At 75.4% G+C, this 26260-nt stretch carries 11 protein-coding genes and 1 other RNA gene; 11 read left to right on the plus strand and 1 reads right to left on the minus strand.

Features of this window, described 5'->3' with window-relative positions; genetic code table 11:
• Nucleotides 1-8 precede the first annotated feature (8 nt).
• The 3 genes from ACYVHQ_RS10800 to ACYVHQ_RS10810 all read left to right on the plus strand — a co-directional run bounded on the left by ACYVHQ_RS10800 (nt 9) and on the right by ACYVHQ_RS10810 (nt 4671).
• Nucleotides 9-1196, plus strand: a complete 1188-nt coding sequence (locus tag ACYVHQ_RS10800) for an ATP-grasp domain-containing protein (protein WP_460512874.1) — start codon at nt 9-11, stop codon at nt 1194-1196.
• Nucleotides 1197-1330: 134 nt separating this feature from the next.
• Nucleotides 1331-3481, plus strand: coding sequence for a phosphate acetyltransferase (pta, locus tag ACYVHQ_RS10805; RefSeq protein WP_460512876.1), 2151 nt, complete (start codon nt 1331-1333; stop codon nt 3479-3481).
• Complete coding sequence (locus tag ACYVHQ_RS10810; RefSeq protein WP_460512877.1) at nt 3478-4671, plus strand: acetate/propionate family kinase; 1194 nt, start codon at nt 3478-3480, stop codon at nt 4669-4671. Before pta ends, ACYVHQ_RS10810 begins: the two co-directional genes overlap by 4 nt.
• An 88-nt stretch (nt 4672-4759) precedes the next feature.
• Here ACYVHQ_RS10810 and ACYVHQ_RS10815 read toward each other — a convergent pair whose 3' ends face one another.
• Nucleotides 4760-5440 (minus strand): SDR family oxidoreductase, encoded by a 681-nt coding sequence (locus ACYVHQ_RS10815; protein ID WP_460512879.1) that lies wholly within the window; start codon nt 5438-5440, stop codon nt 4760-4762.
• Nucleotides 5441-5544: 104 nt separating this feature from the next.
• On the opposite strand from ACYVHQ_RS10815, the gene ffs reads away from it, so the two are divergent.
• The 8 genes from ffs (at nt 5545) to ACYVHQ_RS10855 (ending at nt 26233) form a co-directional block, all read left to right on the plus strand.
• Nucleotides 5545-5641: signal recognition particle sRNA small type (ffs, locus tag ACYVHQ_RS10820), an RNA gene on the plus strand.
• Nucleotides 5642-5943: 302 nt separating this feature from the next.
• Nucleotides 5944-17769, plus strand: coding sequence for an Ig-like domain-containing protein (locus ACYVHQ_RS10825; protein WP_460512881.1), 11826 nt, complete (start codon nt 5944-5946; stop codon nt 17767-17769).
• A 118-nt stretch (nt 17770-17887) separates the two neighbouring features.
• The gene (locus ACYVHQ_RS10830; RefSeq protein WP_460512883.1) at nt 17888-20305 is read left to right on the plus strand and encodes a DNA polymerase III subunit gamma and tau; all 2418 of its coding nucleotides are present in this window, start codon (nt 17888-17890) and stop codon (nt 20303-20305) included.
• A 3-nt stretch (nt 20306-20308) separates the two neighbouring features.
• Nucleotides 20309-20908, plus strand: coding sequence for a recombination mediator RecR (gene recR / locus ACYVHQ_RS10835; protein WP_460512884.1), 600 nt, complete (start codon nt 20309-20311; stop codon nt 20906-20908).
• Between the two features lie 129 nt (nt 20909-21037).
• Nucleotides 21038-22303, plus strand: coding sequence for an aspartate kinase (locus tag ACYVHQ_RS10840; protein ID WP_460512886.1), 1266 nt, complete (start codon nt 21038-21040; stop codon nt 22301-22303).
• Nucleotides 22304-22370: 67 nt separating this feature from the next.
• Nucleotides 22371-23432 (plus strand): aspartate-semialdehyde dehydrogenase, encoded by a 1062-nt coding sequence (locus ACYVHQ_RS10845; protein ID WP_460512887.1) that lies wholly within the window; start codon nt 22371-22373, stop codon nt 23430-23432.
• A gap of 91 nt (nt 23433-23523) precedes the next feature.
• The gene (locus tag ACYVHQ_RS10850; RefSeq protein WP_460512889.1) at nt 23524-25005 is read left to right on the plus strand and encodes a malate:quinone oxidoreductase; all 1482 of its coding nucleotides are present in this window, start codon (nt 23524-23526) and stop codon (nt 25003-25005) included.
• A gap of 67 nt (nt 25006-25072) precedes the next feature.
• Entirely contained in the window at nt 25073-26233 is a 1161-nt protein-coding gene (locus ACYVHQ_RS10855) for an Rv2578c family radical SAM protein (protein ID WP_460512891.1), read from the plus strand.
• Nucleotides 26234-26260 lie beyond the last annotated feature (27 nt).

Here is a 26260-nt window from a genome sequence, read left to right on the forward strand (position 1 = left end):
ACCTCCTCATGGCGGCCAAGGACGCGGGCCTACGGGTCGCCGTCCTCGCCCACGACCCCGGGCAGTACGACATCCGACCCGGCCTCGTCGATCGCTGGATCCAGCTGGCGACGTCGCGGGCCGCCGACATCGTCGACGGGGTACGCAGGCTGCCCGGCCGGGTCGACGCGATCACGAGCTCTGTGGACAACTTCGTCGGGGTCACCGCCACCGCCGCACGGCACCTCGGTCTCCCCGGGCCGGCGGTCACGTCCGCGTGCATCCACCGCGACAAGTCACTGGTCCGTGCCGCGTTGGCCCGGGCCGGGGTCGAGTCCGTCGCCTGGCAGAAGTACGACGTCCAGGACGACTCGACGGGCCACTCCATGGCCTACCCGTTCGTGGCCAAGCCGGTCGACGGTGCGGCCAGCTTCGACGTACGGCTCGTGCAGGACGGCGACGACTTCAGGCGCCTGGTGCACGATCACCGTCGACGGGACTACGGTCGGGGCGTCCAGGCCCGGCGCCAGCTCCTGCTCGAGGAACGCCTGCTCGGCCCTGTCGTCAGCGCAGAGGGCTTCGCCCTGCCGGGGAGCGTGGAGGTCTTCGGCTTCACGGATCGCATCATGGGTCCCGAGCCCGGTTTCGTCGAAGTCGGCCTGAGGTTCGACGAAGGGGAGCCCTTCCCCGGGGCTGCGTCCTACGTCCAGGAGGTCCTCGCCGCCGCGGGCCACACGTGGGGCCCGTTCCACCTCGAGTTCGCCCTCACCCCGACGGGCCCGCGCGTCATCGAGATCAACGCTCGGTTCGTGGGTGCGGGGATGCAGCACGGCCTGGCGCTCACCCGTCCCCTGTCGTGGGCCAGAAGCCACCTCCTGCCAGCGCTGCTCGGAGAGGCCCCGGAGATGGTCGCGAGCGGGCCCGCCGTCGTCGAGCTGCAGTTCGGCTCGCCCGTCGGCGGTCGCCTCCTCGACGTCACGGGCCTGCCCGACCGGCTCGAGGGCACCGATGTCCTCGGTGTGGGGTCGTTCCTCACCCCGCCGTGCGACGTGTCGACGACCATGACGTCGAACGGCGACTGCCTCGGCTTCGTCCTGGCGCACGGCGCGGATCGCGATGCGGCCCAGGCGAGCGCGACGACCGTCCTGCAGGCCGTGCGGCTGACCGTCGAGGACGACCGTGGTGGCGTCAGCCGTCGTCCTCCCCGCCTCTCCTGAGACCAGGACGGGAGCGATCCCGTGCGGTCCCAGGTCGACAGCGGCGGGACGGACGGGACCACCACCTCCTGCACGTCCGCCCAGGACCGCGTCGCACCACGGTGCGCCCAGGGCGCGAGGCCTAGCCTGGAGGCGTGTCGACCCGCATCTACCTCACCTCGGCCGAAGGCCACACCGGCAAGTCCACGATCGCGCTCGGGGTGCTCGACACCCTCAGCCACGAGGTCGGGCGCGTGGGCGTGTTCCGGCCGGTGGCCCGGTCGACCGACGAGCGCGACTACGTGCTCGAGCTGCTGCTCGCCCACGACGGCGTCGACCTCGACTACGACGACTGCGTGGGCGTCACCTACGACGCCGTGCACGCCGACCCCGAGGCCGCCCTCGCGACGATCGTCAGCCGCTTCGCCGCGGTCGAGCGGCAGTGCGACGCGGTCGTCGTGCTGGGCAGCGACTACACCGACGTCGGCAGCCCCACCGAGCTGTCCTACAACGCGCGCGTCGCCGCGAACCTCGGGGCCCCCGTGCTGCTCGTGCTGGGCGGCCGCACCTCCGACGGCCAGCACGCGCGCACCGGTCCCGAGATGCGCCAGATCGCCGAGGTGACCACGGCCGAGCTGCGCGCCGAGCACGCAGGCCTGCTCGCGGTCGTCGCCAACCGGGTCGACCCGGACGCCCTCGACGAGGTCGTCGCGGGCATCGGCCAGGCCCTCGAGGCCACGCCGGCCCGTGGGGTCCCCGTGTGGGCCCTGCCCGAGGACGGCGTGCTCGTCGCCCCGACCATGCGGGCCGTGCTCGAGGCCACCGGCGCGACGCTCGTGAGCGGCGACGACGCCCTGCTCGACCGGGAGGCGCTCGGCGTCGTCGTCGCGGCCATGTCGATGGAGAACGTGCTGCCCCGACTGCGCGAGGGCGCGGTCGTCGTCGTGCCGGGGGACCGGTCCGACGTGCTCGTCGCCACGGTGCTCGCGCACGCCTCCGAGACGTTCCCCACCCTGGCGGGCGTCGTGCTCAACGGCGGCTTCGAGCTCTCGCCCCAGGTCGACCGCCTGCTCGCCGGCCTCGACAGCGCGCTGCCGATCGCCCGCAGCGAGCTCGGCACCTACGACGCCGCGCTCGCGATCACGTCGACCCGCGGTCGCCTGGCCGCCGACTCGCAGCGCAAGCACGACCTCGCCCTCGCCCTGTTCGAGCGCCACGTCGACGCCGACGAGCTGCTGCGCCGGCTGCGGGTCGAGCCCTCTGGCGTCGTCACGCCGCTCATGTTCGAGTACCAGCTGCTCGACCGGGCCCGGAGCGCCGGCAAGCACATCGTGCTGCCCGAGGGCGACGACGACCGGGTGCTCCGCGCCGCGTCGACCCTGCTGCAGCGTGGCGTCGCCCGCATCACGCTGCTCGGCGACGAGCTCGCGATCCGCAACCGGGCCGCCGAGCTGGGGCTCGACCTGGCGCAGGCGGGCGTCCTCGACCCCTTCGACCCGAGCCTCCAGGTGCGCTTCGCCACCGAGTACGCCAAGCTGCGCGCCCACAAGGGCATCTCGGCCGCGATGGCCATGGACACCGTCACCGACGTCTCGTACTTCGGCACGATGATGGTGCAGCTCGGCTACGCCGACGGCATGGTCTCGGGGGCGGCGCACACGACGGCGCACACCATCCGGCCCGCCTTCGAGATCATCAAGACCCTGCCCGACGTCGGCGTCGTGTCGAGCGTGTTCCTCATGGCCCTCGCCGACCGCGTCCTCGTCTACGGCGACTGCGCCGTGATCCCGGACCCGACCGCCGAGCAGCTCGCCGACATCGCCATCTCGAGCGCCCAGACCGCCGAGCGCTTCGGCATCGAGCCGCGCGTCGCCATGCTCAGCTACAGCACGGGCGACAGCGGCTCGGGAGCCGACGTCGAGAAGGTCCGCGCGGCCACCGCGCTCGTCCGCGAGCGCCGCCCCGACCTGCTCGTCGAGGGACCGATCCAGTACGACGCCGCCGCCGACCCGACCGTCGCGGCCGCGAAGATGCCCGACAGCGAGGTCGCCGGGCGCGCGACGGTGTTCATCTTCCCCGACCTCAACACGGGCAACAACACCTACAAGGCCGTGCAGCGCAGCGCCGGGGCCGTGGCCGTCGGCCCGATCCTGCAGGGGCTGCGCAAGCCGATCAACGACCTGTCGCGCGGCGCGCTCGTCGGCGACATCGTCAACACCGTCGCGATCACCGCGATCCAGGCCGGGGCCCAGGCCGACGCCGCCACCGCACCCGTCACCACCACCGCAGAGAAGGTCACCCCGTGAGCGCAGTCCTCGTCGTCAACTCCGGATCGTCGTCGTTCAAGTACCAGCTGATCGACCTCGAGGGCGAACGACGCCTCGCCTCCGGCCTCGTCGAGCGCATCGGTGAGGCCACGGGCCAGACGAAGCACCGCAACGACGTGACGGGGGAGGAGACCAGCAGCGACGCCACCGCGATCGCCGACCACGAGGCCGGGTTCGAGGTCATGCTCGACGCGTTCCGCGAGCACGGCCCGTCCTTCGACGAGCACCCGCCCGTCGCGGTCGGCCACCGCGTCGTGCACGGCGGCGAGGAGTTCGACCGCGCGACGGTCGTGGACGACGACGTGGAGGCGGCCATCGACCGGCTCAGCGCGCTCGCTCCGTTGCACAACCCGGCGAACCTGCAGGGCATCCGGGCGGCGAAGCGCTCCTTCCCCGACGTGCCGCACGTGGCCGTCTTCGACACGGCGTTCCACCAGACCCTGGCGCCGGCGGCGTACACCTACGCGATCGACGCGGAGCTCGCGCGGCAGCACTCGGTGCGTCGGTACGGGTTCCACGGCACCTCGCACAAGTACGTGTCCGAGCAGACCGCGGCGTTCCTCGGTCGTCCGCTCTCCGAGCTCAAGATCATCGTGCTGCACCTCGGCAACGGCGCCTCGGTCGCCGCGATCGACGGCGGCCGGTCGGTCGAGACGAGCATGGGCATGACCCCGCTCGAGGGGCTCGTCATGGGGACGCGCTCGGGCGACATCGACCCGGCCGCCGTGTTCCACCTGCACCGCGAGGCCGGCCTGGGGTTCGACGAGCTCGAGACCCTGCTCAACAAGCGCAGCGGACTCCTGGGGCTCACCGGCTCGGGCGACATGCGCGACGTCCAGGACAGCGCCTCGCGCGGGGACGCCGTCAGCGAGGCGGCGCTCGCCGTGTACCGCCACCGCATCCGGCACTACGTCGGCGCGTACGTCGCCCAGCTGGGCGGCCTCGACGCCGTGGTGTTCACGGCGGGGGTCGGCGAGAACAACGCCCTGCTGCGCCGCCGCACGCTCGCGGGCCTGGACGTCCTCGGCATCCGCGTCGACGACGACCGCAACGAGCTCGCGAGCCGCGAGGCACGGCGCATCTCGCCCGACGGGGCCCCCGTCGCGGTGCTCGTCGTGCCGACCGACGAGGAGCTCGAGATCGCGCGGCAGGCGGCCGCGCTCAGCTGACGTCGCCACCCCGCGACGACACGGGCCCCGGAGGCGCGGCGTGCGCTCCCGGGGCCCGTGCCGTCGGCCGTCGTCGCGGCCGGGGCGGTCAGTACTTGATGGCTGCCAGCGCGTCGGAGACGGACAGGTCGCCCGACACGAGCTCGAACTGGGTGCGCACGGCGGTGCCCTCGAGGATCGAGGTCGCGATGACCTCGGCCACGTCGGCGCGGGGGACCGTTCCGCGGTCGACCGTACGGCCGACCGTGACCTGGCCCGTGCCCGGGTCGTCGGTGAGCCCGCCGGGGCGCACGACGGTCCACTCGAGCCCGTCGCGGGCGCGCAGATCGGCGTCGGCCTCGCTCTTGGCCCGCATGTAGACCTGGTAGACGGCGTCGTCGTCCTCCGCGGGCAGCTGCGCCTTCTCGGGGTCGAAGTCGTCCGTACCGATCGCCGACACCATCACGTAGCGGGAGACGCCCGCGGCCTCCGCCGCGTCGGCGAGCAGGATCGCCCCGTCGCGGTCGATCGTCAGCTTGCGCTCCGCGCCGCTGCCGCCGCCACCGCCCGCGGCGAAGACGACCGCGTCGGCGCCGTCGAGGTGCCCCGCGAGGGTCTCGACGTCGGTGTCCTCGAGGTCGAGCACCAGGGCGCGCGCCCCGGCGGCCTCCAGGTCGGCGACGTGGTCGGGGTTGCGGACGATGCCGACGGGGTCGTGCCCGGCGTCGGCGAGGCGGCGTTCGAGGAGCTGGGCGATCTTGCCGTGCCCACCGGCGATGACGATTCTCATGCGTCCAGCCAACGCCCGCGCCCTGGACGCCCGCCGGACGCGCCGCCCCGTGCGGGACGCGCCGCCCCGTGCGGCACGGGTGCACGGCATGCCCTAGACTCGGTGGCGGCTCCTCACGTGACGCCATCCAGGCCAACTCCCCCAGGGCAGAGATGCAGCAAGGGCAACCGGGCTCTGGCGGGTGCGTGAGGGGTCTTTTTCGTGCGCCCGGGAGGCGCTCGTCGCGTCCGCCGTCACCACCCCCGAACGTGGGCCCTGCGTTCCGCGACCCGACGCTGCGTTCTGCTCCGGCCGCTGCCTAGGATGATCGGACGACGGACCTCACCAGCCGTCGGGAGCGACCCACCACCGCTCCGCACCCGCCGGTCGGACCGGAGGCGCCGACCGCCGGTCGCGCCCCGGGGCACCGGCAGCACCAGCACAACTGCACACCCTCGTGTCCCGTCTCACCAGCGGGCCGCACCGGATCAGGGACGGGGCGACCCGTCGGGAAGAGGCACCACATGCGAAGCCGAGCTGAGGCGCGCCCCGGGCGCACCAGGGTCGCGTTCGGGATCAGGGCGGCCGCGGCCGCCGTCGTCGGGGCGCTCGTCGCCACGGTGACGGTCGTGCCCGCGACCGCCGCGCCGACCGACGTCGCGGAGGCCGAGGCCTCGATGCTCTCGGGCAGCGGCATCGTCGACCTCGACGCGCTCGTCGCGCTCCGCGGTCAGTACACGGCCACCGCCCCCGGTCAGCCGGGCGGCACCGCCCGCGGCGACCTCGACCTCACGGCGCTGAGCAGCGTGAACGCCCAGCTGCCCGGCGGGGTGCGCCTGCTGGGGCAGAACGGGCTGCTGCAGCTCGGCGTCGCCGGGCAGTACGCCTCGACCTCGCCCACCGGTGCCGTCGCCTCCTCCGGCCTCATCGGCGCCGACGGCACCATCGCCGCCGGCAGCGGCGCGCCCGGCACGGGCGCCCGCCTCGACCTGCGTCCGCTGCTCGGTCAGGTGCCCGCCGCGACCGGCGTCGTGTCCGACGTGCAGCTCGGGCTCGGCGCCCTGTCGTCGCGCATCGAGACGACGCGCGGCGTCGACGGCAGCACCACGACGACCGACTACCAGGTCGCGGGTGCGCAGTACGTGCTGACGAGCCCGGCGGTCTCCGGGCTGGCCACGTCGCTGCGGCCCACGCTGACGACCCTCGAGACGACGGTGGAGGGCGCCGCGGGCCAGAGCGGTGCGCTGGGCGGCGTCACCACGACGCTCACGAGCGAGGTCGACCGACTGCTGAGGGCCCTCCCGGCGGCCCCCGTGGCCGTCACCGGCACGACCGTGGACGCGCGCGTCGACCTCGACCTGCAGCCCGTCGTCGACACCGTGCTGACCCGACCGCTCACCTCCGGTCCCGTGACGATCACGCCGAGCACCGGTCGCGTCGTCGTCGACCTCGGCGTGCTCGACGGCCTGCCCGCGAACAGCGACCTGCTCAGCCCGGCCGTGCAGGAGCGGATCACCGCCGGCATCGTCGACGTCCTCGAGCGCCAGCTGCCCGACGCGCTCGTCGCCGCCGTCAGCGACGCCGTCGACAGGACGGCCGTCACCGTCGACATCGGCATCGGCGCCCGTGCCCTGGTGCTCGGGAACGCCGGCAGCGCCACCCTCCGCACGACGACGACCCTCGGGGCCCTCCTCAGCGGCAGCACGCCGGCCACGCCGGCCCTCCAGGTCGTGCAGTCCAGCGGCCTCCTCGGCGGCGTCGTCGGCGGCCTCGCCACGGGGCTCTCGCCCGTGGTCGGCTCCGTCCTCCTGCCCACCCTGGGCGCCGTCTACCAGCCGCTGCTCGGCGGGACGGCCCTCACCCGGCTGACCACGGACCTCCGGACGGTCACCACCGCGGCCGTCAGGGTCCTCGCCCCCCTCACCTCCGTGCTCGACCAGCTCGTGCGCGTGCGCGTCAACGCGCAGGACACGACCGGGTTCCGCGACCCCCGTGGCCTCGACGCGGGCTCGCGGAGCGTGCACGCCGTCAGCCTCACGGTGCTGCCGCTGCTCACGGCGGCCCGCGTCGACCTCGCCACGTCCACCACGCGCGCGGCCGCCTTCGCGCCGCTCGCGATCGCCACCCCCACCGAGGGGCAGCAGTTCTCGGTGCCCACCGCCGACGCCACGCGCGCCGTGACCCTCACGGGCACGGGCGAGCCGGGTGCGGCGGTCACCGCGTCGCTGCCGTCCGGCCAGACCGGCACCGGCACCGTCGGCGCCGACGGCCGCTGGTCCGTGACGATGGCCGGCGTGCCCGCCGGCACCGCCACCGCCACCGTGAGGCAGAGCGTCGCGGGCGCGCCGATCGGCAGCGCGACGCGCTCGTTCACGATCGTCGCGCAGGCCCCCCTCGTCGTCACGGCACCCACCGCGGGCCAGGTCGTGACGGTGCTCGACGCCGACTCGACGGCGACCGTCACGGTGGCCGGCACCGCCACGCCCGGCGCGGAGATCGCCGTCGACCTCGACGGCGGTCGCACCGCGACCACCACGGCCGGCCCGGACGGCGCCTGGAGCGCCCCCGTCGCGGGCGTGCCCGTCGGCACCGCCACGGCGACCGTCACGCAGACCGTGGCCGGCACGACGAGCGCCCCGGTGACGCGGTCGTTCCGGGTCGCCGCCGGAGCCGGGCTCACGGTCACCGCCCCCACCGCGGGCACGGTCTTCCGCGTCCCGGGCGAGGACTCCGTCCGCGACGTCGTCGTCTCGGGCGCGGGCCAGCCCGGTGCCACCGTCACCGTCGACCTGGGCGCGGGCCGCACGGCGACGACGGTCGTCGGCACCGCCGGCACCTGGTCGGTGACGCTCCCCGAGCTGCCGGTCGGCCCCTACACGGCCTCCGCGACGCAGACCGTCGCCGGAGCCACGTCCGCCGCCGTCACGACCACGTTCCGCCTCGAGGCCGCCGCCGGCGTCGTGGTCACCGCCCCGGAGCCTGGCGCCGAGGTCGTCGTCGCCGACGCGACCTCGACCGTGCCCCTGACCGTCACGGGCACCGCCGAGCCCGGCGCCCCCGTGACCGTCGACCTCGGCGACGGCTACGTCGCCAGCACGACGGCCGACGCCGCGGGCGACTGGTCCGTGACCCTGCCCTCCGTCCCCGTGGGCGAGTACCGGATCAGCGTCACCGAGGTCGTCGCCGGCGTCACCTCGCCGCCCGTCGAGCAGCCGTTCGCCGTCGTCGTCGGCGAGCCGCTCGTGCTCGACGCCCCCGCGCCGGGCAGCACCTTCCGCGTCGCGGCGCCCGGCGCCACGACGACCGTGCCGGTCGCCGGCACCGCCCAGCCGGGCGCGACCGTGACGGTCGACCTCGGCGACGGGCTCACCGGCATCACCACGGCCGACGCCGACGGCGACTGGGCCGTCGAGATCGACGACGTCCCCGCGGGAGCCCGCACGATCCGGGCGACCCAGGCGATCGGCGGCACGGTGTCGCCCGAGGCGACGCGCGTCGTCACGGTCGTCGTCGGCGACCCCGTGACCATCGCGAGCCCGGCGCCCGGTGCCACGGTGCGCGTCGCCGAGGCCGGCGACCTCGCCGACGTCGTCGTCACCGGCACCGCCGACCCGGGAGCCCGCGTCGACGTGGGGCTGGGCGACGACCTGGTCGTCACCACGCAGGCGGGCGCCGACGGCACCTGGACCGCGACGATCGCGGGCGTGCCGGAGGGCACGAGGTTCCTCGGGGCCACGCAGACGGTGGGCGGCAGCACGAGCGCACCGGTCGTCCAGGAGCTCACCGTCGCGGCCGGCGCCCCGCTCGCCGTGACGGCTCCCGTCGAGGACCAGGTCCTCGCGGTCGTCGGGCCCGACGGCACGACCGACCTCGTCGTGTCCGGGACGGGGCAGGCCGGCGCCGTCGTCGACGTCGCGGTCGACGGCCTCGCCGGCAGCACCACGGTCGCACCCGGCGGCTCCTGGTCCGTCACGGTGCCCGGCGTGGGCATCGGCGAGCAGGACGTCGTCGTCACCCAGTCGATCTCGGGCTCGACCTCGGCGCCCGTCACGGTGACCGTCCAGGTCGTCGAGGGCGGCGACGTCGTCATCACGTCGCCCTCCTCGGGGACCACCTACCGCGTGGTCGACGGCAGCTCGCCGGTCACCGTGACCGGCACGGGCGTCGCCGGCGCGCAGGTCGTGGTCGGCGTCGACGACCTCGAACGGACCGTCACCGTCGGGCCCGAGGGCACCTGGGAGGCCGTCTTCGAGGCGGTCCCTGTCGGCACCCACGAGATCACGGCCGTCCAGCTGCAGGGCGAGGTCGAGACCCCCGCGACGACCGTCGTGGTCGTCGTCGTCGCCGACGTCGACCCCGTCGTCATCGCGACGCCGGCCGACGGCAGCACCCTCACGATCGTGGGCACCGGACCGGTGGCCGTCCCCGTCACGGGCACGGCCGAGGTCGGCGCGCGCGTCGTCGTCACCATCGGCGACCAGGCGGCCACCACGACGGCCGGTCCCGACGGTTCGTGGAGCGTCGTCGTGCCGGGCGTGCCCGTCGGCGACGCCGTCGTCTCGGTGGTCCAGGTCGTCGGCGACGACGCGGACGACCCGGTCACGGCCGACCTGACGGTCGAGGCGGGGGCCCCGGTCACCCTCACCGCGCCTCCTGCCGGCGAGCCGTTCACGGTGCCGGACGCCGCGTCGACGCTCGACGTCACCGCGCGCGGCACCGCCCAGCCGGGCGCCGTGGTCACGGTGCTCGTCGACGGCGAGGAGGTCGGCCGCACGCCGGTCGACGCTCGCGGCACCTGGTCGTTCCCCCTCGCCGGGCTGCCGGTCGGCACGCACGAGGTGCAAGCCCGCCAGGAGCTCGCGGGCACCACGCAGCCGAGCCCGACCGTCACCGTGGTCGTCGAGGCCGCGGAGGCGCTCGAGGTCGAGGAGCCCGCGGTCGGCGACCGCGTCGTGCTGGCCGACGCCACCTCGACGACGACCGTCGTCGTGAGCGGCACGGGCGAGCCCGGTGCGACCGTCCGGGTCGACCTCGGCGGCGGCCTGGTGGCCGAGGCCACCGTGGGCGCAGGAGGCGCGTGGACCGCGGGCGTCGAGGACGTCCCGGTGGGCACGCGCACCGTCACCGCCGTGCAGGTGCTGCCCGGCGGCGCCGCCGGCGCGCCCGTCACCCGCGTGCTCGTCATCGCGGCCGGTGCCCCCGTCGTCGTGACCGCCCCCGCCGACGGCGAGGTCGTCGACGTCGCGGGCCCGGGCTCCGTCACGGACGTGACCGTCACGGGCACGGCCGAGCCGGGCGCGCTCGTCACCGTCACCCTGGGCGACGGCACCGAGCTCGAGGCCGAGGTCGACCCGGACGGTGCCTGGTCGGTCGTCGTCCCCGACCTCCTCCCCGGCACCGTCGGGTACGAGGTCGTGCAGGAGATCGGCGGCACCGAGTCGCCCGCGCTCGAGGCGTCCTTCACCGTCGCCGCCGTCGCCCCGCTCGACGTGGTCGACCCCGTCGACGGCACCGAGATCACCGTGGCCGGTCCCGGTCGCACCGTGGACGTGCCCGTCTCCGGCTCCGCGGCGCCTGGCGTCGAGGTGCGCGTGTCCCTCAACGGGGCCGCCCCCGTCGTCACGACGTCCGACCCCGCGTCGGGCACCTGGTCGGTGACCTTCGAGGACCTCGCGGACGGCGCCTACTCGGCCTCGGCCGTCCAGGTCGTCCGCGACACCGTCTCGACGCCCGACGTCGTCGGCTTCCGCGTCCTCGTCGGCGCGCCGGTCCTCGTGACGTCGCCGGGCGACGGCGACTCGATCGTCGTCCTCGACGCCGGCTCGACCACGCCGGTCACCGTGACCGGCACCGCGGCCCCCCGGGCCGAGGTCCGCGTCGACCTGGGCGACGACCTCGTCACGACGGTCGTGGCCGCGCCCGACGGCAGCTGGACCGCCACGTTCGACGCCGTGCCCGTGAGCGACCGGACCCTCGTCGTCTCGCAGACGATCGGCGGCACCACCTCCGAGCCCGTCGAGCAGGCGTTCTCGGTCGTCGCCGCCGCCCCGGTCGCCGTGATCGCCCCCGCCGAGGGCGCGGTCACGGTCGTCGCGGAGGACGGGGCGGTCACCGACCTCGTCGTCTCGGGCACCGGTCAGGCCGGGGCCACCGTCACGGTCGACCTCGGCGACGACCTCGTCGCGTCCGGCAGGGTCGACGACGACGGCGCCTGGTCGGTCACCGTGCCCGGCGTCCCCGTCGGCGACCGCACGGCCTCGGTCGTGCAGGAGCTCGACGGCGAGGTCACCGAGCCCGTCACGCGCGACGTCTCGGTCGTGGCCGGCGAGCCGGTCGTGGTCGTCTCGCCCGAGCCCGACGACGAGATCGTCGTGCCGACCGCCGACGCGACGACCCCGGTCGTCGTCACCGGCACCGCGCAGCGGGGCGCGACGGTCACCGTCGACCTCGGCGACGACCTGGTCCGCACCGTGCTCGTCGGCGACGACGGCACCTGGTCGGTCGAGGTCCCCGGGGTCCCCGTCGGCGACCGCACCCTGACCGTCTCGCAGGCGATCACCGGCACGACCTCCACCCCGGTCGAGCAGCCGCTCACGGTCCGCGCGGCCGTGGGCCCCTCGATCACGTCGCCCGACCCGGGCGACGTCACGACCGTCGTCGACCCCGACGCCACCGTCGACCTCCGGGTCACGGGCACCGGCGAGCCCGGTGCGGCGATCTCCGTCGACCTGGGCGGGGGCCGCACGGCCACCGCCACGGTCGACCCCGACGGCACGTGGGCGGCCACCGTCGCCGACGTCCCGGTCGGCGAGCACGTCGCCTCGGTGGTCCAGGCCGTCGCCGGCGTCGACTCCGCCCCGGTGGAGCGGGTCGTGGTCGTGGCGCTCGGCGCCGCGGTCGCGGTGACCTCGCCGGCACCGGGCGACGAGGTCGTCGTGCTCGCCGAGGGCGACGTCGCCGACGTCGTCGTCACGGGCACGGCGCAGCCGGGCGCGACCGTCACGGTCGACCTCGGCGACGGTCGCACGGCCACCGCCGAGGTCGACGACGACGGCCGCTGGTCGGCCACCGTCGAGGACGTGCCCGTCGGGCCGACCACCCTGGTCGTCGCGCAGTCCCTCGCGGGCACCACGTCGCCTCCCGTCGAGCAGCCCTTCGAGGTCGTCGTCGCGGCGCCCCTCGCCGTGACGACCCCCACGGCAGGAGCCGCGGTGCCGGTCGCCGAGGGCGCGGACGTCGTCGACGTCCCCGTCTCGGGCACCGGCCAGCCGGGCGCGACCGTCACGGTCGACCTCGGCGACGGCCGGACGGCCGGGACGACGGTCGGCGCCGACGGCACCTGGTCCGCGACCGTGCCCGACGTCCCCGTCGGCCCGGTCGCCGGGACGGTCGTGCAGGAGGTCCCCGCCGGCAGCTACGACCCCGTCGAGATCGCCTTCGAGGTCGTCGTCGGCGCTCCCGTGCTCATCGACCGCCCGGCCCCCGGCACGACGATCGTCGTGCCCCGGGGCACCGCGGCCGCCGACCTCGTGGTCACCGGCACGGCCGAGCCCGGCGCGACCGTCACGGTCGACCTGGGGGAGGGCCTCGTCGAGACCACCACGGCGAACGACGCCGGGCGCTGGAGCGTCGTCGTCGGCGACGTGCCGGTCGGCGACCGCACCGTCTCGGTCACGCAGGTGCTCGGCGGGCTCGTCACGACGCCCGTGACCCGCGACGTCGCGATCGTCGCCGTGGCGCCGCTCGAGGTGACCTCGCCCGCGGACGGCGGGACGGTCCTCCTGCCCTCCGCCGCGACGTCGGGCGAGCTCGTGCTCACCGGCACGGCCCAGCCCGGGGCGACCGTCACGGTCGACCTCGGCGACGGCCTCGGCGGCAGCACCACCGCGGGCCCCGACGGCGCGTGGACCGTCCCGGTCGCGGGCGTCCCGGTCGGCGACGTCGTCGCCACGGTCACCCAGGCCGTCGGCGGCACGACGACCGCCCCGGTCGAGGTGGCCGTCGAGCTGGTGCCGATCGCGGGCGTCGTCGTGACGAGCCCCGCACCCGGTGACGTGGTCACCACGGCCGACCCCGACGGCACGGCTCCGGTCGTCGTCGTCGGCACGGCCCAGCCGGGCGCGACGGTCACGGTCGGGGCCGGCGACGGCCCGTCGGCCACCGTCACGGCCGACCCCGTCACGGGCGGCTTCACCGTCACCCTGCCGAGCGTGCCCGTGGGCACGGGCGCCGTCACCGTCGGCCAGTCCCTCGGCGACGTGGTCGACCCGACGGTCGCCGTGCCGGTCACGGTGGAGGCCGCCGACGAGGTCGAGGTCGCCGAGCCGGCCGACGGCGAGGTCGTCGTCGTGCTCGACCCGGCCGACGTGGTCGACGTCGTGGTCTCCGGCACGGCCGAGCCCGGCGCGACCGTCACGGTCGACGTCGGCGACGACCGCACCGCGACCGCCCCCGTGGGCCCCGACGGCACGTGGACCGTCACGGTCCCGGGCGTCCCGGTCGGCGAGCACGTCGTCACGGTCGTGCAGGAGGTCGAGGGCACCACGTCCGCCCCGGTCACCGGCACGCTCGAGGTCGTCGTCGCCGCCCCCGTGGTCGTGACGACGCCGCCGGACGGCTCGGTCGTCACGGTGCCCACGGCCGGCTCGACGGCCGACGTGCCCTTCGTCGGCACGGGCCAGCCGGGTGCGACGGTCACCGTCGACCTCGGCGAGGGCCGCACGGGCACCGGCACGGTCGGCCCCGACGGCACCTGGCAGGTCACGATCGAGGACCTCCCCGTGGGTCCCGTCACGGCCACCGTGACGCAGGAGGTCCCGGCCGGCACGACCGCGCCGGTCACCACCGCGGTCACCGTCGTGGTCGCCGACCCGCTCGTCGTCGAGGCGCCGGCGGACGGCACGGTCCTCACGGTCGTCGACGCGGACGCCACGGCGGCCGTGCAGGTCACCGGCACGGCCGAGGCCGGGGCGACCGTCGTGGTCGACCTCGGCGGCGGCCTCGTCGTCACGACGACCGCCGACGCCGTCACGGGCGCCTGGAGCGCGGCCTTCCCGGCCGTGCCCGTGAGCGACCGCACCGTCACCGTGACGCAGTCCTTCGACGGCGTCACCTCGGTGCCGGTCGTGCTCGACCTCCGCGTGGAGGCCGCCGCGCCGATCACGCTGGCCGAGCCGGCGCAGGGCGACGAGCTGCTCGTCGCCACCGGCGCCTCGACGACGCGGGTCACCGCCTCCGGCACGGCCGAGCCGGGCGCCACCGTCACGGTCGTCCTCGACGGCCGCCCGGCGGTCACCGTCACCGCGGACGAGGACGGCACGTGGACGCGCGCCTTCGCCGGCGTCGCCGTCGGCGACCACGTCGTCACCGCCACGCAGACCGTCGGGGGCGTCGCCTCGGCGCCGGTCGAGGCCGCCTTCACGGTGGCCGTGGCCCCGCCGGTCGTCGTCGCCTCGCCGACGGACGGACAGGCCTTCGCCGCGGACGCGGACGGCTCCGCCGACGTGGTCGTGCGCGGCACCGCCCAGCCGGGGGCGACCGTCACGGTCGTGCTCGACGACGGCGCCCCCGTCACGACGACGGCCGACGGCACCGGTGCCTGGCAGGTCCCGGTCGACGCGCGACCCGGCCCGCACGAGGTCGCGGTCTCGCAGCTCGTCGACGGCGTCGCCACCGCCCCGGTGCGCGTGGCCTTCGAGGTCGTGCCCGCCGCCGCCGAGCCGACCGCGCCGCTCACGGTGGGCTCGCCCACCGAGGGCCGGCTCGTGGTCGACGCCGACGGCGACGGCACGGTGGACGTGCCGTTCAGCGGCACGGGCCAGCCCGGCGCGACCGTCACGCTCGACCTCGGCGGACGCACCGTCGGGACGGTCGTGACGGCCGACGGCACGTGGGCGGTCACCGCTCCCGGCCTGCCGGTCGGCGACCGCGTCGTGGTGGTCGAGCAGGTGGTCGGCGGCGTGGTCGTCGACACGGTGGTCCGGGCCGTCACGGTCCGGTCGGTCGCACCGCTCGCGATCACGGCGCCGCCGGCGGGCGCGATCGTGCCCGGCGGGGAAGACGGCGTCGCCGACGTCCTCGTCACCGGGACGGGCGAGCCCGGCGCCACGGGGGCCCTGGCCCTCGACGGCGCCCTGCCGGTGCCCTTCTCGATCGGCACGGACGGCACCTGGTCCGCGACGCTGCCCGGCGTGCGCGCCGGCGACCACGTGGTCACGGCGACGCAGACCGTCGACGGCGCGACGGGCGCCCCGGTCGCGACGGCCTTCACGGTCGACCGCGCCGCGCTCGGCGCGGCCCCGCGCATCACCTCGCCCTCGCCCGACGCGCTGCTCGTCGACGCCGACGGCGACGGGGCCGAGGACCTCACGGTCACCGGCACCGGCCAGCCGGGCGCCGCCCTGGCGGTGAGCCTCGGCGACGGCCTCGTGCGGTCGACCGTGGTCGCCCCGGACGGCACCTGGAGCGTCACCTTCGCCCGCCTGGCGGTCGCGCGGTACGTCCTCGCGGTCGACCAGACCGTCGACGGCGTCGTCACCTCGGCGCCCCGGCAGGAGGTCGTGGTCGCCGCGATCGAGGCCCTCGCGCTGGCCTCGCCCGCGCCCGGCAGCCTCCTGGTGGCGGACGCGTCCGGCACGGCCACGGTGGTCGCGTCCGGCAGGGCCGAGCCCGGCGCGCAGGTCACGGTGGTCCTCGACGGCCGCGGCCCGGTCGTCGTGACCGCCGACGCCTCGGGCGCCTGGAGCGCCACGTTCGCGGACGTGGCGGTCGGCAGCCACGTGGTCACGGCGCGGCAGACCGTCGGTGGCGCGACCAGCGCAGCCGTGTCCTCCGCCTTCGGCGTCCTCGCCGGGGCGGGGGAGCTCGTGGCACCGCCCACGCTGACCTCGCCGGCCGACGGCCAGCTCGTGGTCGACGCGGACGGCGACGGCACGGTCGACCTGCCCGTGACGGGCACCGGCGAGCCCGGGGCGACCGTCACGGTCGACCTCGGGGACGGTCTCACGGCCACGACGACGGTCGGTGCCGACGGCACCTGGTCGGTGCTCGTGACCGGCGTGCCGGTCGGGCCGCACGAGGTGCGCGTCGACCAGGTCGTCGACGGGGCCCCCGCGGGCTCGGTCGTCGGCTCCGTCGAGGTGCGTTCGATCGCCCCGGTCGTCGTCACGACGCCGGCGCAGGGCGCGGTGCTCCCCGGCGGCGAGGTCGGCAGCGCCGACGTCGTGGTCACGGGCACGGCCGAGCCCGGCGCCCTCGGGTCGCTGACGCTCGACGGCGGGGCGGCGCTGCCCTTCACGGTCGCGCCCGACGGCACCTGGTCGGTGACGCTCCCCGGCGTCCCCGCCGGCGACCACGTCGTGGCCGTCACGCAGACGGTCGACGGCGCCACCGGTGCCCCGAGCAGCGTCGCCTTCAGCGTCGACCGCACGGTGCAGGCCGTCGGGCCGACCATCACCTCGCCGGCGCCCGACGCGCTCGTGGTCGACGCGGACGGCGACGGCACCGAGCCCGTGACGGTGACGGGGACGGGCGTGCCCGGCGCGCTCGTGACGGTCTCGCTCGACGGCGACCCGGTGCGCACGGCCACGGTCGGCGCGGACGGCACCTGGACCCTGACGTTCGACGCGGTCGCCCTCGGCGACCACGTGCTCACGGTCGACCAGCTCGCGGGCGGCGTCGTCACCTCGGCGCCGGCACAGGGCCTGACGGTCGCCGCGGTCGCCCCGGTCACCATCGCGGCGCCGCTGCCGGGCAGCCTCGTCCAGGCGGACGCCACCGGCACGGCCGTCGTCACCGTGACCGGCACGGCCGAGCCCGGCGCCGAGGTCTCGGTGGTCGTCGACGGCGGGGACCGCCTCGTGGTCACGGCCGACGAGGACGGCACCTGGGCGGTCACGCTGGACGCGCTCGGCATCGGGCTGCACGTGGTCTCGGCCACGCAGACCGTGGGCGGCGCCACCTCGGCACCCGTCACGACCGCCTTCGCCGTCGTCGCGGGAGCCGCGGTGCCCGGCGACCCGGGCGACCCCGGTGAGCCCGGTGAGCCCGGTGAGCCTGGTGAGCCCGGTGACCCCGGCACTCCTGGTGACCCCGGCACGCCCGGTGGCCCCGGTGCGCCTGGTGAGCCCGGCACGCCCGGTGGCCCCGGCGCTGGTGGTCAGCCCGGCGCTCCCGGCGGGCCCGGGACCGGCGGCACGACCTCGCCCGTGCTGGAGGGGGCCGTCCTGAGCCCGGTCGGGCGCCTCGCCTTCACGGGCGTGGACGCCTCGGCCTGGGCGGTGCTCGGCGCCGCGCTGCTGCTGCTCGGCGGCGCGCTGGCGGCGGCCCGCCGACGTGGGACGCAGGACTGACCCGCGAGGGACGCCGCGCACGACGCCCCCGCCGACCTCGGTCGGCGGGGGCGTCGTCGCGTCCACGGATCGCCTCCGGGGGGTCGGCGACGTCGGGGGTGCCGACTACCCTGGACCCGTGGTCACCGCCCTGTATCGCCGTTACCGGCCAGAGAACTTCGCCGAGCTCATCGGGCAGGCCCAGGTGACCGACCCGTTGCGCACGGCGCTCCGGGCCGACCGCGTCAACCACGCGTACCTCTTCAGCGGCCCCCGCGGCTGCGGCAAGACCACCTCGGCGCGCATCCTGGCCCGGTGCCTCAACTGCGAGCAGGGGCCGACCGACACGCCCTGCGGCGTCTGCGCCTCCTGCGTCGAGCTGTCCCGCGACGGGGGCGGGTCGCTCGACGTCATCGAGATCGACGCGGCGAGCCACAACGGCGTCGACGACGCGCGCGACATCCGCGACCGCGCGGTCTTCGCGCCCGCCCGCGACCGCTTCAAGATCTTCATCCTCGACGAGGCGCACATGGTGACCCCGCAGGGGTTCAACGCGCTGCTCAAGGTCGTCGAAGAACCGCCGGAGCACGTCAAGTTCATCTTCGCGACGACCGAGCCCGACAAGGTGATCGGCACCATCCGCTCGCGCACCCACCACTACCCCTTCCGCCTCGTCCCGCCCGCGCAGATGCTCGACTACGTGCACGAGCTCTGCGAGAGCGAGGGCGTCTCCGCGGCGCCCGGCGTGCTGCCCCTCGTCGTCCGCGCCGGCGGCGGGTCCGTCCGCGACACGCTGTCGCTGCTCGACCAGCTCATGGCCGGCAGCGAGGGCGGCACCGTCGAGTACGAGCGGGCGGTCGCCCTGCTCGGCTACACGCACGCGGCCCTGCTCGACGACGTCGTCGACGCCCTGGGCCTGCGCGACGGCGCTGCGGCCTTCGCGGCGGTCGACCGCGTGGTCCAGACCGGACAAGACCCCCGACGCTTCGTGGAGGACCTGCTCGAGCGCCTCCGCGACCTCATCGTCGTGGGGGCCACCGCAGAGGGTGCCGCGGCCGTGCTGCGCGGGGTCACGGCCGACGAGCTCGAGCGGCTCACGCACCAGGCGGCGGCGTTCGGCGCCGCCCAGCTCTCGCGCGCCGCCGACGTCGTCGCGCGCGCCCTCAACGACATGACGGGCGCGACGTCGCCGCGCCTGCACCTCGAGCTCATGATCGCCCGCGTGCTGGTGCCCGAGCACGACGAGACCGAGCGCGGCGCGCTCGCCCGCGTCGAGCGGCTCGAGCGTCGCGTGGGCGTGCAGGGGCCCGACGCCGCCGCCTCGGTGCCGGTCGCCGCGCCGACCGCGGCCGGTCCTGAGGCCCGCGCCGCCTCCGCCGGTCCCGTGGCGCCCGCCCCGTCCGCCGCTGCGCAGGGTCCGACGGGCACCGCTGCACCGGCGACGCCGACCGCGGGCGGTCGTCCGCAGGAGTCGTCCACCGAGCCCGCCCCGCCGACGGCCGCCCACTCCGCGGCTTGGGCGCAGGCACCCTCCGTCGAGGCCGTCCCCGCCGAACGCGCCCCGGGCGAGCCCGTCGGCCCCGTCTCCCTGCAGCAGATCCGCGACTCCTGGCCCGAGATCGTCGAGGTGGTCCAGCAGGCCAAGCGCACGGCCTGGCTCGTCGTGGTCACGGCCACGCCGCGGGCCTACGCCGACGAGGTGCTCACCCTGACCTTCCCGAGCGCGGTCGACGTCGAGGCCTTCAAGAAGCCGCAGGGCGCCGGCGACGGCGTCAGCGAGCACCTCAGGCGCGCCATCCAGCAGGTGCTGGGCATCAAGGTCAAGTACGTCGCCAAGGTCGAGGGCCCGGTCGAGCCGGGCCCCGGGCAGGGCGACGGTCCGCCGCGAGACGGGGCGGCGCCGGGCGGGTCGGCGCAGCGCGGCGCTCCGGCCGGGGGCGAGCCCGGTGCGGTCGCGTCCGGTCCCGCGGGGCGCGTGACGCCCCCGTCCCCGTCGACGCCCGAGCCGGTGGCCCCGGCCCCCGCGTCGGCCCCTGCCCCGGTGCCCTCCTCGGCCCCGGCCCCGACGACCGCCTCGTCCCCGGCGCCCGCGCCCGCTCGGACGCGCGCGGCGAGCCGGCCCGCCGAGGCGGCGGACCAGGGTCGTGCCCCCGGGCCGGTCACCGGGTGGGACGTCGCGCCCATCCCGCAGTCGGGGCCGCCCGAGCCCGACGAGCCCGAGCACATCACCGAAGAGCCCCCGGGCGGAGCGCCCACCGTCGACGCCGGGACCGCACCCACGCCGCCGAGCGCGAGCGCCGCTTCGGTCCCGGGCCCGGCGACGGCCGTGCCCGCCGAGCGGCGTCCTGCCGCCGAGCCCGCGGCCCCCGCCCCCGGGGCGCCGACGGTGCCCGCCGGGCCGTCCGCGGCGCAGCGACGCGCGGCCGCGGGCGACCCGTTGCGCGGCGTGCCCGCGGGTTCGCGCTACGGCGAGGCGGTGGTGCGCGAGATCCTGGGCGCCCAGTTCCTCGGCGAAGAGACCATCGCGCCCGTCGTGACGCCCCGAGGGAACGAGTAGTCCGTGTACGAAGGCATCGTCCAAGAGCTGATCGACGAGTTCGGCCGCCTGCCCGGCATCGGCCCGAAGTCGGCGCAGCGCATCGCGTTCCACATCCTGCAGACCGAGACCTTCGACACGACGAGGCTCGCCGAGCTGCTCACCGACGTGCGCACGAAGGTCAGGTTCTGCGACATCTGCGGCAACGTCTCCGAACAGGAGACGTGCTCCATCTGCCGCGACCCGCGCCGCTCGCCGGCCACGATCTGCGTCGTCGAAGAGGCGAAGGACGTCCAGGCCATCGAGCGCACCCGCGAGTTCCGCGGGCTGTACCACGTGCTCGGCGGCGCCATCAGCCCCATCGACGGGATCGGTCCCGACGACCTGCGCGTCCGCCAGCTCGTGCAGCGCCTCGCGGACGACACCGTGCAAGAGATCATCATCGCGACCGACCCCAACCTCGAGGGCGAGGCGACGGCCACCTACCTGTCGCGGATGCTGGCGCCCTTCGGCCTCCGCGTCACCCGCCTGGCCTCGGGGCTGCCCGTCGGCGGCGACCTCGAGTACGCCGACGAGGTCACCCTCGGGCGGGCCTTCGAAGGGCGTCGCGTCGTCCAGGGCTGACCTGCCGCCGCGTCGTCCTCGGCCGGTCCGCCGGTCGCGTCGTAACCTCCGCGGCCTTCGTCGTAGGATCGCCGAGACGCCCGGCGGGCGCGCCAAGCACCCGCCGCACCCCCACCTCCTGGAGCGCCCGTGAGCTTGATCGTGCAGAAATTCGGCGGATCGTCCGTCGCCGACGCCGAGAGCATCAAGCGCGTCGCCAAGCGCATCGTGCAGACGCGCAAGGCCGGCAACGACGTCGTCGTCGCCGTCAGCGCCATGGGCGACACGACCGACGAGCTGCTCGACCTCGCGTCCGAGGTCACGCCGATGCCGGGTGGCCGTGAGCTCGACATGCTGCTCACGGCGGGGGAGCGCATCAGCATGGCCCTGCTCGCGATGGCCATCCGCAGCCTCGGGGTCGAGGCGCGCTCCTACACGGGCAGCCAGGCCGGCATGCTCACCGACGCCCAGCACGGCAAGGCGCGCATCGTCGACGTCACCCCGGGGCGCATCCGCGACGCCCTCGACGCGGGCTACGTCGCCATCGTCGCCGGGTTCCAGGGGTTCAACCGCACCACGGGCGACATCACGACGCTCGGCCGCGGCGGTTCCGACACGACGGCCGTCGCGCTCGCCGCCGCCCTCGAGGCCGACGTGTGCGAGATCTACACCGACGTCGACGGCGTCTTCACGGCCGACCCCCGCGTCGTGCCCCGAGCGCGCAAGCTGGACCGCATCACCAGCGAGGAGATGCTCGAGCTCGCCGCGGCCGGCAGCAAGGTGCTCTACATCCGTGCCGTCGAGTACGCGCGGCGCCACGGCGTCACGCTGCACGTCCGCTCGTCGTTCAACAACGCCGAGGGAACACTGGTCGTCGACCCGAAAGAGGGAGAGAACGTGGAAGAGCCGATCATCGCCGGCATCGCCGGAGACCTGAGCGAGGGCAAGATCACCGTCGTCGGGGTGCCCGACGTGCCGGGCAAGGCCGCGCAGATCTTCCGCACCGTCGCCAAGACCGGGGCCAACATCGACATGATCGTGCAGAACGTGTCCGCCGCCTCGACGAGCCGCACCGACATCTCGTTCACCCTGCCGAAGTCCGAGGGCGCGACGGTCCTGCAGGCGCTCGAGGCCGACCGGGTCGAGATCGGCTTCGAGTCGCTGCAGTACGACGACCAGATCGGCAAGCTGGCCCTCGTCGGCGCCGGCATGCGCACGAACGCGGGCGTCTCCGCGAAGCTCTTCACGGCGCTCTACGAGAACGACATCAACATCGAGATGATCTCCACCAGCGAGATCCGCATCTCGGTCGTCACCCGCGCCGACACGCTCAACGACGCCGTGCGCGTCGTGCACACGGCCTTCGGGCTCGACGGCGAGGCCGAGGCCGTCGTCCACGCCGGCACCGGCCGCTGACCCGACCCTCCACCACCACCCCACCACCAGCACCGCCCCGCCCCGGGGCGTCGGACAGGAGCACCAGATGACCGAGGGCCTGCGCGTCGGCGTGGTCGGCGCGACCGGACAGGTGGGCGCCGTCATGCGCCGCCTGCTCGAGGAGCGCGCGTTCCCCGTCGCCGAGATCCGCTTCTTCGCCACGGCCCGCTCGGCCGGGACCACCCTGCCCTTCGCGGGGCGCGAGGTCGTCGTCGAGGACGTCGCCACGGCGGACCCCGCCGGGCTCGACCTCGCGCTGTTCTCCGCCGGGGCGACCGGTTCGCGCCAGCACGCCCCGCGCTTCGCCGAGGCCGGTGCGCTCGTCATCGACAACAGCAGCGCCTGGCGGCTCGACCCCGACGTGCCCCTCGTGGTCAGCGAGGTCAACCCCGAGGCGATCGACCGGGCGGTCAAGGGCATCGTCGCGAACCCGAACTGCACGACCATGGCCGCCATGCCCGTGCTCAAGGTGCTGCACGACGAGGCCGGCCTCGAGCGGCTGATCGTGAGCACCTACCAGGCGGTCTCGGGCAGCGGCCTCGCGGGCGCCGACGAGCTGCTCGGCCAGGTGCGCTCCGCGCTCGAGCAGCCCGTCGAGGGCCTCGTGCACGACGGCCGCGCCGTGACGATGCCCGACCCGCAGATCTACGTGCGCCCCATCGCCTTCGACGTCGTCCCGCTGGCCGGCTCGATCGTCGACGACGGCCTCGGCGAGACCGACGAGGAGAAGAAGCTGCGCAACGAGAGCCGCAAGATCCTCGAGCTGCCCGACCTGCGCGTCAGCGGCACCTGCGTCCGCGTGCCCGTGCTCACCGGGCACTCGCTCTCGATCAACGCCGAGTTCACCCGCGACCTCACGCCCGAGCGTGCGCGCGAGCTGCTCGCCTCGGCCCCCGGCGTCGCCCTGGTCGACGTGCCGACCCCGCTCGAGGCCGCCGGTGCCGACCCGTCGTTCGTCGGTCGCATCCGCCACGACGAGGGCGTCCCCGGCCACCGCGGCCTCGCGCTGTTCGTCTCCAACGACAACCTGCGCAAGGGCGCCGCGCTCAACGCCGTGCAGATCGCCGAGCTCGTCGCCGCGCGACGCGCGAGCGCCGAGCGGGCCTGATCCGCACCGCGCGCCGCGAGAGGGGCAGGAGGCCCGCACCGGGACTCCTGCCCCTCACCGCGTGCACGGCGGCCCGGCCTACACTGGAGCGGTGAGCGAAGCGAAGAAGCCCGTCGACGTCGCCCTGATCGGCGGCGGCATCATGAGCGCCACCCTCGGCGCGATGCTCCACCAGCTCGAGCCGAGCTGGACGATCCAGGTCTACGAGGCGCTCGGCGACGTCGCGCTCGAGAGCTCGAACCCGTGGAACAACGCCGGCACCGGCCACGCGGCCCTCTGCGAGCTCAACTACACGCCCGAGCGGGCCGACGGCAGCATCGACACCTCCAGTGCCGTCAAGGTCAACGAGCAGTTCCAGGTGTCTCGCCAGTTCTGGTCGTTCCTCGTGGCCGAGGGCGCCCTGCCCGAGCCCGCCGCCTTCATCAACTCGACGCCGCACATGAGCTTCGTCTGGGGCGAGAAGAACGTCGAGTACCTCCGCAAGCGGCACGAAGCGCTGCGCGACCACCCGCTCTTCCGCGGCATGGAGTTCAGCACCGACCCGGCCGTCATCCGTTCCTGGGCCCCCGCCCTGATCCCCGGCCGCGCCAAGTCGCAGCCGATCGCCGCCACGCGCATCGAGTCCGGCACCGACGTCGACTTCGGTGCGCTCACCCGTGCCCTCTTCGAGCACCTCGAGGGCGACGGCGCCCGCATCGAGCTCTCGCACCGCGTGACGAACCTCACGAAGCTCGCCGACGGCACGTGGCGCATCAAGCTGCGCAAGGAGGTCGGTGCCACGCCCACGACGGTCGACGCCCGGTTCGTCTTCGTCGGGGCCGGCGGAGGGGCGCTCCGCCTGCTGCAGAAGTCCGGCATCCGCGAGATCCGCGGGTACGGCGGGTTCCCCGTCAGCGGGGAGTTCCTGCGCACGGACGACCCCGAGGTCGTCGCCAAGCACCGCGCCAAGGTCTACGGCAAGGCGGCCGTGGGCTCGCCGCCCATGTCGGTGCCGCACCTCGACACCCGCGTCGTCGACGGCACCGCCAGCCTCATGTTCGGCCCCTACGCCGGCTTCAGCCCGAAGTTCCTCAAGCACGGTTCGCTCCTCGACCTGTTCGCCTCGGTCCGGCCCCACAACCTCGTGCCGATGGTGCGGGCCGGCCTGGCGAACCTCTCGCTGGTCAAGTACCTGGTCGGCCAGCTGGCGGCCAGCAAGGAGGCCAAGTTCGAGGCCCTGCGCGAGTTCATGCCCGCCGCCGACCCCGCCGACTGGTACCGCATCACGGCGGGGCAGCGCGTCCAGGTCATCAAGAAGGACCCTGAGAAGGGCGGGGTGCTGCAGTTCGGCACCGAGGTCGTCGCCGCGGCCGACGGGACCATCGCGGGCCTCCTGGGCGCCTCGCCGGGGGCCTCCACGGCCGTGCCGATCATGTTCGACGTCGTCGAGCGGTGCTTCCCCGACCGGATCGACGCGTGGCGGCCGCTGCTGCAGCGCATGGTGCCGACCTACGGCACCTCGCTCGCCGACGACGAGGCGACCGCGGCCCGTACCGTCGGCACGACCGCGGAGGCGCTGCACCTCTCGCGCTGAGGCGCACGCGTGCGCCGGCGCCGCGCACGGTCTTGACACCCGTTCGAACACGTGTTCGACTGTCACCATGCGGTGGAGCGACCAGGCGATCTCGAACGACCAGGCGTCGACCCTGCCCGGGCTCGCCAAGCTCAGCACGCTCGTGCAGAGCGTGACCACACCCGAGTTCGCGGGGGTCACCTTCCACGAGATCCTCGCCAAGAGCGCCCTCAACCGGGTCCCCGGCGGCGACTCGACGCTGCCCTTCGGCTGGACGGTCAACCCCTACCGGGGGTGCAGCCACGCCTGCGTCTACTGCTTCGCGCGCCCGACCCACGAGTACCTCGACCTCGACGGCGGCGACGACTTCGACCGCCAGATCGTCGTCAAGCTCAACGTCGCCGAGGTGCTCGCGCGCGAGCTGGCCCGGCCGTCGTGGCAGCGCCAGCCCGTCGCGCTCGGCACGAACACCGACCCCTACCAGCGGGCCGAGGGTCGGTACCGGCTCATGCCGGGCGTCGTCGCCGCGCTCGCCGGGTCGGGCACGCCCTTCAGCGTGCTCACCAAGGGCTCGTTGCTGCGTCGCGACGTGCCCCTGCTCGCCGAGGCCGCCCAGCACGTCCCCGTCGACGTGGCGATGTCCATCGCCGTCCACGACGACGAGCTGCAGCAGGCGGTCGAGCCGGGCACGCCCTCGACGGCAGCCCGCCTGGCGACCATCCGCGCGGTGCGCGAGGCCGGGTTGCCCTGTTCGGTGTTCCTCAGCCCCGTCCTGCCCTGGCTCACCGACACGCTCGACCACCTGCACGCCGCGCTCGGGGCGATCCGCGACGCGGGCGCGACGAGCGTCGTCTACAGCGCCCTGCACCTCAAGCCGGGCGTGAAGGAGTGGTGGTCGGCCTGGCTGGAGCGCGAACGCCCCGACCTCGTCGAGCGGTACCGCACGCTCTACGGCTCGGGCACCTACGCCCCCGTCGCCTACCGTCGCTGGCTCGCGGCGCGCCTCCGGCCGCTGTTCGCCGAGTACGGGCTCGAGCGCGGCACGGGCGACCCGGCGACCGGTTCGGCCCGGTCGTCCGTGCACGACCTCGCCGGTGCCGCCGCCGGGGCCCGCGGCGCGGCGACCGGTGCTGCCGCCGCGGTCGGCGCCCTCGCCGGGGGCACCGGGGCCCGCGGTGCGACCCTCCGCCCGCTGCTGGCGCACGAACTGCCCACCGGGGCGCGATCACCGCAGCCGACCCTGTTCTGATCGCGGCCTCCTGGGGTTCGTCCCGGG

It is taken from the genome of Frigoribacterium salinisoli (assembly GCF_054781095.1).